Genomic DNA, 7,205 nt, shown 5'->3' with positions numbered 1-7,205 from the left:
CCTTGGCGGCGGGCTTGGGCGAGCCCGTGGCGAATTCCGGGTCGCTGCGCGGGCCATTCGGCGCGTTGGTCGCGCCGGCGAGCTGGCCGGGCAGGAGGTCGACGACCTTGTTCCAGGTCTGCGACTTGCACAGGAAGGCGATCAGGCAGCCCCGCACCGTCAGTTCGTTCGGCGCGTCGGTCCAGATGGTGACATCGTAGGACTTGCCGTCCTCGGAATTGTAGATCTTGCCCTCGTAATGGGCGTCGGCGTTCGGCTTCAGGCCCAGGATGAGCTGGTGGCCGAGCGAGGGGCGCGCCTGCTTCTTCGGATCCGGGTTCTTGAAGTCGACCCGCGGCTCGCCCTTGTCGTTGAGCGGCACCTTCAGCCAGACCACGTAGCCGCACAGCCGGTCGTTGGCGGCGCCACACTTTTCGAGGCGGACGCGGGCGCGGCCGTCTTCGGTGATGTAGGTGCCGCTGGGGTCAGCCGGTGTCGCGGCATGCGCGGGCGAACCAAACGCGGCGAGCGCCAGGGCCGCGAGCGGCGCGACCCGCCGACCGATCGAAGAAACCATCATACCCGAACTCCCCTGCCTCGCGCGCCCCGAAGGAACGAGACCGACCGCCTTGCGGACGGCCCCCGCGCTCGCGTCATCGCGCTCTCGCCGGGCCGAGCACCGGGCGGCTTGCGCGTCCTGCCCGCCGTCTCTCGCGCGAAGTTGTCCGCATCATGACGGCGCAGCCTAGGGCTGAGCCACGATGACCAGTCTTCGTGCCGACAGCCGGCCGGTCAGGTGCGGGACGGCGGAGCGCTCCGGCCCGGTCCGAGCGGCCGCTGCATCAGGGTCACGTCGAGCCAGCGATCGTGCTTGTAACCCACGCCCGCCAGGGTGCCGACCGGCGTGAAACCGAAGGCGGCGTGGAGCGCAACCGACGCGGGCGAGTCGCTCTCGGCGATGACCGCGACCATGGTCCGGCCGCCGATCCGTTCGGCTTCGACGATCAACGCGCCGAGCAACGCTCGTCCGACGCCCGTACCCCGGGCCGAACGAGCGACGTAGATCGAATCCTCGAAGGTCGAACGATAGGCCGCGCGCTGGTGATAGGGACCGGCATAGGCGTAGCCGGAGACTGCGCCACAGCTGATCGCCACGAGGTAGGGAAACCCGCCGTCGCGCAGGACGGCGAAACGGCGCCCCATCTCCGAGACGTCCGGCGGCTCCAGTTCGAAGCTCGCCGTGCCTGTGCGGACGGCCTCGCCGTAGATGGCTGCAATCGCCGGGATATCGGCCTGGGTCGCGGGGCGGATGGCGTGACTCATGGCCCGAACATACGGCTGCCGGAGCCGAAACGGCAATGCGCGACCACCCCGTGGGGCCGGGTGATCGCGCGCGGGTCGTCACGGGTGGATCGCGGTGCAGGACGGCGCGGGGATGGACGCCCGTCCGGCGCCGCGATCGCGGCGCCGCGCGTCCCGATTACTCGGCGGCGGACATCTCGGCGGTGAAGTGGCCGCACCAATCCTTGGAGGCCACCACCGGCCACAGGCCCTTGGACTGCGGAGCCGGCTGGCTGACCGGCGGGTTGAAGCGGCAGAGACCCTCGTCGCCCTGCGCCTGGGCGCCGTTGAGCTTGTGGTCGTCGAAGAAGCGGCAGCTCTCGCAAGCGGCGTTCGCGGTACCGGTCATCGTCTCTCTCCGTCGTCGCAATGGCTTGCGGCAGGGACCGATCGCTGGCCGCCCGCCTACAGTTCTTAATTAGAACAACTCCAATAAGCGGTCAAGGGATCGCCGTCATCGGACGTCGTCACCGATCGAGTTTCGGCCCCGCCGACCGAGCCCCCCCTTCAGAAACGCGTGAAGCCGGATCCCCGGCTGGGGATCCGGCTTCACAAGGCCGTGCCGGTCATCTCGGATCACCGCCGCGCCGGTCGCGGCGCAGCGGTGCTTGCGGGGATGCGATCAGCCCTGCTTGTCCTTCTTGTTGGCCCGGTGATGGCCGATCGCGCAGCCGGCGGCGGCGCCCATCTTGCCGTGTCCGGCCATATGGCCGGCGACGCCGCCGACCACCGCCCCCTTGAGACACCCCTTCGCCTCGGCGGGGGCGCCGATCACGAGAGCTCCGATCGTCAGCGCGGAGGCCAGTGCGATCCGATACGTCATGGTGTTGTCTCCTGTCGTGTCGGTTGAAACGGCCTCGCGGCACGACCCGTTCCGCAACCCGACAGACGGCACACTACCGCGCCAAGCCCATCACGAGCCGGAGCAGGTCCGATTGCCGGGTCACGCCGGTCTTGGCGAAGATCGCCTTGAGCTGCGAGCGCGCGGTGGCGGCGGTGATCGCGAAGCGGCTCGCCGCCTCCGCGAGGGTGACACCGTTGGACAGGGCCTGGGCGAGGCGCGCCTCCGCGGGGGTCAACCGGTAGGCGGACTGGAGGACGAAGGCGGCGGGCACCGGCATGGTCCCGGGAATGCTGGCCATCAGCAGCGTGCTCCCGCCCGCGAACAGGCCGCGGCTCGGGCCGACTAGCGGGACCACGTGGAGCACGATCGGCGAAGCGTCCCGGCGGGCCACCACGATCGCGGAGATCGGGGCCCGCCCGGACGGCCGCGACAACGCCTCCAGCTGGCGTGCCGCCTCACCTTCCTCGACGGCGAGGCGCCCACCCGCGAGCTTCAGGTCGCGGCCCAAAAGCGCCCCGAACGCCGTGTTCCAATGCACGGCCCGCCCCTCGGAATCGAGGATCATGGCCGCTCGCTCGATGATGTCGAAGGCCTGCGTCAGGCCGGCGAGGCGCGCCTTCTCGACCATCGCGGTGAGGAGTCCGGCCCGCCGGAGCAGCGGCGACAGGGTCGCCAGGCGCGCCTGCTCGTGCGGCTCGTACAGGCCCTGCGCCACCGTCCGCTGCAGCGCCAGGCACCAGAGCCGGCCCTTCACCTCGAAGCCGATCCCGGCGAACCAGCGCAGCCCGCTGGAGGCCAGCAGATCCTGATAGAACGGCAGCCGCTGGATCTCTTCGGGCGTGGTGAAGTCCTGATCGACCGCGATGCCGCGGGCGCGGATCATCGGCATGCCGCGGAAGCGGTGATCCTCCCGGTGCCAGCCCTCCTCGAAGTAGCGCTTCGAGGATTCGGCGAGCGACGCCGTGGTGAGCGCATCCAGGGCCGTCCGGTCGGTGCGCAGGAGCAGCGCGCCTTCGCTCCCGGACGCCAGCGACACGCGCTCGATCAGATCGGGCCAGCGCGCCGGATCGACCACCGCCTCCTCCAGGTCTTCCTGAAAGGACGCCTCGAGGTCGTCGCTGAGGCGCGCGAACAGCGCGGGGTTCAGGCCGGGCATGGCGCTCGACTCCGGGCCGGTGAATGCCGGCATTCAGGATCGCGCCGCCCCGGCCTCGTCTGAATATCCGAGGCGTTTCGATCAAGTTCTTGTTATCCGAGAGCTCAAGCTTAAGCAAGGATCTGAAGAGATATGGATTTCGATCAAACCTATTGATTGATCGACAGTCATCACGCTCTCTGCGTTCCGTTCGAACACCGGTCATGGCTGGATCGGGCGCGGCACGCGTCGTGGTCGCGTGCCCGTGGTGGGACAGCGCGTGATCTACGGGGCGGCAAGGATCCTGAAATCCGAGCGTGACCGTTCCTTAAGATCCATGTGCAAGCAGGGTCGTTCCGGTAGCCGGCACCGCCTCCGAGCAACGGCCGCCTCCGGCAGGCCGACGCGTCCGGCGCGCTCCTGTCTTGGCCAGGCGCCATGCCCGGCCTCCGCAGTTTGCCACAGGCCCGTTTTCACAACTTCTGATAGAGTTGAGCGGGGCGAGCTTCAAGCCTCGTTAACCAAACCCGTCGATTGTATCGCTCTGCGCGGTTCGATCACGAGTTGTCATCGGACGGGCGCAGTCGAGCATGGTGCGGCTGAAGGTCGATGGCGTTTTCCCTGTCTGCGTTCCTCGGCGCGGCGACCCGGCGCGCCTCCCGGGCATCCAGCGTCGCGGATCATCCGCGATGCCGTGCCGCCGCGCTGGCGGTCCTCGCCTGCGCACCGCTTCTGAGCGGTTGCATGTCCGGCAAACCCCGCTCGGCAGGGCGGTCCGGCCCGGACGTGACCCAGACCGGCTCGATCGCCGATGCGGTGCCGCCCTCAGTCGTCGCCGCCGCCGAGGAGGAGGTCGGGCGCACCATGCGCCTGGGGCTCGCCAACTACCGGCTCAATGTCGGCGACAACCTCGAAGTATCCTTCCTGATCGACTCGAGCGTGGTCCAGCCGACCTACCGGCTCAACCCCAGCGACGAGTTCGACGTCGATTTCCGCACCCACCCGGAATACAACCGTACGGTGATCGTCCGACCGGATGGCCGGATCTCGCTGCCGGGCAAGAACGGCATCAAGGTCGCCGGGCTGTCGCCCGAGGCAGCCGCAACGCTGATCAAAAGCACCTACGACGACGTGCTGATCGACCCGGTCGTCACGATCATGCTGCGCAAATTCAGAACCGTGACCGATGATTTCCGCGACCTCACCCAGCGGGCCGATATGGGCCGCGTGAAGGTCCTGGCGATCGAGCCCGACGGCAAGATCAACCTGCCGATGGTGCCGCCGGTCCAGGCCGCAGGCCGGACCGTGTCCGAGGTCGCCAGCAACCTCACCGCCGCCTACCACCGCCAGCTCGCCACGGTGAGCACGAGCGTGCGCCTCGCAAGCCTGGTGCCGGCCAACACCATGGTGTTCGGCGAGGTCCGGGCCCCCGGGCCTGTCACCCTCCAGGGTGCCCGCACGCTGGCGCAGGTGCTCGGCTCGGCCGGCGGCATCCTGCCGACAGCCGCGGGCGATGCCGTCCGCATCATCCGGTTCGATGGCGGGGCCGCGGGCAGCGTCCGCATCGTCGACATCGGCGAGCCGGGGCTGGCCGACTCGATCATCGTGCCCCCGAACGCCACGGTCTACGTGCCGCCCTCGCTGCTGGCGAAGACCGCCCGCGCCGTCGACCTCGTGGTCCGCCAGATCCTGCTCTTCAACGGCACCGGCTTCGGCGTGAACTACATCACCGGCCCATCCGCCAACACCTCCACCAGCGCCACCGTGAGGTCCGGGACGTGACGAAGTCCGACATGTCCCGGCCGGACCGGGCCGCCCCCGAGGACGTCGAAGGCCCCGCCTTCGATCTCCGCGACGCCCTGGCGGCCCTGTTCCGGCACATCCGGCCGGCCCTTCTGATCCTGGCCGCCGCGATCCTGGGCGCCGGTATCTACCTGCTGCTGACGCCCGCCGAGTACACCGCCGACGCCAAGCTGATCATCCGCCTCGGTCGCGAGAAGTCGGCCGCCCCGGTCCAGGGCGGCGCCAACCAGAACTACATGTTCTCCGAGCGCGCGCAGAACGTGAACAACGAGGTCGAGATCCTGCGCGACCCGAGCATCGTGCGCGACGAGTTCGCGGCGCTGAAGGCGATCACCCCGACCGGCGACCTCGGCCCGCCCCCCGCGGACTGGATGGATTGGCTGATCTACCAGGGCCGGGTCGCCATGCGCGGGGCCAAGGCGGTCAAGACCTGGGTCGTGGACACGGCCCGCATCCCGTTCGAGACGCTGGGCCTGCTGCGCCACCTCAGCCCCGACGAGAAGCTCTACGAGGCCTATCTGGCCTCCTTCAAGGTCGTGTTCGTCAAGGAGACGGACGTGATCCTGACCGGCTTCACCTGGACGGACCCGAACTTCGCCGCCCAGGCGCTGAACCGGCTGCTCGATGCCTATAAGCGCCGGCACGTCGAGGTCTACGCCGACGAGACGCCCGCCACCTTCTACCAGGGCAAGCTGGAGCGGGCGCGCGCCGACCTCGCCGCCATCGACGCGCAGCTGGCGACCTCCCTGAAGGGCAACAACACCGCCAGCTTCGAGATCGAGCAGCAGAACGATCTCGGTACGCTGTCGGACCTCGCCCGGCAGAAGTCGGCCGCCCAGATCGAGCGCGAAGGCGTCGAGTCCCGGCTCAAGCGAACCCGCGAGACCGGGCCCGACCGCTGGCAGCCGACGCCGCCCGACGCCGACCCGACGGTGGCGGCCTTCGACACGCGCTGGGCCGATCTCAGGACCAAGCGGGCGGAGATCGCCGTCCGGTTCAGGCCGACCGCCCCCGAATTCATCAGCCTCGACCGGGACCTCATCGCCCTGACGCGGCAGAAGTACCAGGCGCTGATCGCCGCCGACACGGCGCGGCTCGCGGTGCTCGCGGAGAAGATCCAGACCATCACGGGGATCGAAGCGAGCCGCCGCAAGGCCGCCATCGGCCAGAGCGACGCGGCCCTGGCCTACGGCCGGCTCACGCAGCAGAAATCCCTGCTCAGCGACGAGATCAACGACACCCAGAAGCGCATCGATGCGTTGCGCACCGGCACCGGGCTGGACGCGCAATCCGTGACCTCCTCCGCCCTGGTGGCGCGCGCCGTGCCGCCGCGGCTGCCCTCCGGCCCGAACCGGCCGCTGATCCTCGGCCTCGCGGCCGGGCTCGGGCTGCTCGCAGCCCTGGCCTACGTCGCCCTGGCGGAGATCCTCGCCCAAACCTACCGCAGCGCCGCCGAGGTCGCCCGCTCCCTGCGCGTGCCTGTCCTTGCCGCCGTCCCGCTGCGCTCCGGCGCCGAGCGGCGGCCGCGCTTCGGAGGAGCCGCCGCATGATCGCCGCCAACGCCCCGATGATCGACCCGGCCGTGCTCGAGCCGGCCCTGGTCCAGCTCAGCCGTTACGAGACCCGGCTGCGACGGGTCGGGATCACCGCGGTCCAACCCGGTGAGGGGGTGAGCACGCTCGCGCGCGAACTCGCCGGCGCCTATGCCCGCCGCGGCCGCACCGCTGCGCTGATCGAGACCAACTGGTCCCGGCCGTCGCTGGCCGCGGCCTACGGGCTGGAGGGCCGGCCGGGCTTCGCCGACATCGTCGCCGGGGACGTGGCGCCGAGCCTCGGGGTCCACCCGGTCGCCGACGGCCTGAGCGTCGTGCCGGCGGGGAGCGCCGCGGCGATCCGGAAGGCGACCCTGGACGACGGCCGCGTCGAGGACTTCCTGGCGCTGGTCGACGACCGCTTCGACCTCGCCATCCTGGATTGCGAACCGATCACCGAGATCGGCGACGCGGCGGCGCTTTCGCCCTTCGTGGACGGGTTCGTCGTGGTGATCGGCGCCGAGCGCACGCGCCGGGCCGTGGCGCAGCGGGCGCTGGCCGACCTCAAGGC

General features: G+C 70.1%; 9 protein-coding genes. 4 read left to right on the top strand and 5 right to left on the bottom strand.

From position 1 onward, the window contains the following. The 5 genes from FV228_RS16290 to FV228_RS16270 all read right to left on the bottom strand — a co-directional run. A partial coding sequence (locus tag FV228_RS16290) for a DUF2147 domain-containing protein (protein ID WP_147855583.1) occupies window positions 1-559 on the bottom strand: 559 nt, incomplete at its 3' end. A gap of 212 nt (window positions 560-771) precedes the next feature. Continuing rightward, window positions 772-1,302, bottom strand: coding sequence for a GNAT family N-acetyltransferase (locus FV228_RS16285; RefSeq protein ID WP_147855582.1), 531 nt, complete (start codon window positions 1,300-1,302; stop codon window positions 772-774). 157 nt (window positions 1,303-1,459) lie between these two features. Continuing rightward, window positions 1,460-1,669 carry a hypothetical protein gene (locus tag FV228_RS16280; protein WP_147855581.1) on the bottom strand — a complete coding sequence of 70 codons (210 nt, stop codon included), beginning with the start codon at window positions 1,667-1,669 and terminating at the stop codon, window positions 1,460-1,462. Window positions 1,670-1,942: 273 nt separating this feature from the next. After that, the gene (locus FV228_RS16275) at window positions 1,943-2,143 is read right to left on the bottom strand and encodes a hypothetical protein (protein ID WP_147855580.1); all 201 of its coding nucleotides are present in this window, start codon (window positions 2,141-2,143) and stop codon (window positions 1,943-1,945) included. 73 nt (window positions 2,144-2,216) lie between these two features. After that, entirely contained in the window at window positions 2,217-3,320 is a 1,104-nt protein-coding gene (locus FV228_RS16270) for a helix-turn-helix transcriptional regulator (protein ID WP_147855579.1), read from the bottom strand. Between FV228_RS16270 and FV228_RS33165 the strand changes: the two genes are divergently transcribed. From FV228_RS33165 to FV228_RS16255, 4 genes are all read left to right on the top strand, one after another. After that, a complete protein-coding gene (locus FV228_RS33165) occupies window positions 3,319-3,480 on the top strand; it encodes a hypothetical protein (RefSeq protein WP_187277779.1) in 162 nt (53 codons plus the stop codon). The genes FV228_RS16270 and FV228_RS33165 overlap by 2 nt on opposite strands. Before the next feature lie 563 nt (window positions 3,481-4,043). Then, window positions 4,044-5,081 carry a polysaccharide biosynthesis/export family protein gene (locus FV228_RS16265; RefSeq protein WP_238261027.1) on the top strand — a complete coding sequence of 346 codons (1,038 nt, stop codon included), beginning with the start codon at window positions 4,044-4,046 and terminating at the stop codon, window positions 5,079-5,081. Then, window positions 5,078-6,652, top strand: a complete 1,575-nt coding sequence (locus tag FV228_RS16260; protein WP_246693925.1) for a Wzz/FepE/Etk N-terminal domain-containing protein — start codon at window positions 5,078-5,080, stop codon at window positions 6,650-6,652. Before FV228_RS16265 ends, FV228_RS16260 begins: the two co-directional genes overlap by 4 nt. Beyond that, window positions 6,649-7,205 (top strand): CpsD/CapB family tyrosine-protein kinase (locus FV228_RS16255; RefSeq protein WP_147855577.1); only part of this gene is annotated, 557 nt, incomplete at its 3' end. The genes FV228_RS16260 and FV228_RS16255, both read left to right, overlap by 4 nt.

It is taken from the genome of Methylobacterium sp. WL18, from assembly GCF_008040015.1.
GTDB classification, from domain to species: domain Bacteria; phylum Pseudomonadota; class Alphaproteobacteria; order Rhizobiales; family Beijerinckiaceae; genus Methylobacterium; species Methylobacterium mesophilicum.
The sequence above is the reverse complement of the archived record's forward strand: the minus strand, read 5'-3'. Positions and strand labels throughout refer to the sequence as shown.